Origin of the sequence: Pseudomonas oligotrophica (genome assembly GCF_021726475.1) — a bacterium.
In the GTDB taxonomy this organism is placed as follows: domain Bacteria; phylum Pseudomonadota; class Gammaproteobacteria; order Pseudomonadales; family Pseudomonadaceae; genus Stutzerimonas; species Stutzerimonas oligotrophica.
Map to the genome: position 1 here is coordinate 1 of NZ_JAKJRU010000018.1, position 515 is coordinate 515.

Consider the following 515-nt stretch of genomic DNA (forward strand, 5'->3'; position numbering starts at 1 on the left):
ACCGTCGCGCCGACCACGCTCAGCGTCGGGCCGTCGTTGTTGCCGGTGATGGTGATGGTCAGGGTCGCGCTGGACGGGTCGCCGTCGGCGTCCTGCATGCTGTAGTTGAAGGTCTCGGTCAGCGTCTCGCTGCTGTCCAGCCCCTGCACCGCGGCCAGGCCGGTGTTCAGCACGTAGCTGAAGGTGCCGTCGGCATTGAGTGTCAGGGTGCCGTAGCTGCCGGCCTGGTTGCCGGTGGTGGTGACGCTGCCGCTCACGTCAGCGCCGATGGTGTCGTTGCCCAGCACGTTGCCGCTGACCGAGGCGGTGTCCTCGCTGAGGCTGACGCTGTCGTTCTGCGCGCTGGGCACGTCGTCGACGATGGTGATCACCAGGTTGCCCGAGGCCGAGGCCGTGCCGTCCGAGACGCTGACGACGAAGGTGTCGGTTTCGGCCACGTCGGGCACGTCGGTGGTCGGGCTGGTCAGCTGGTACTGGTAGCTGACCACGCCGGTCGTGCTGTCGTAGCCGGTGAT

The 515-nt window shown here is 67.8% G+C and carries 1 protein-coding gene; it reads right to left on the minus strand.

Features of this window, described 5'->3' with window-relative positions:
* Window positions 1–515: cadherin-like domain-containing protein (locus tag L3N39_RS18865; RefSeq protein WP_237258965.1), on the minus strand; the 515-nt coding region annotated here is incomplete at both ends.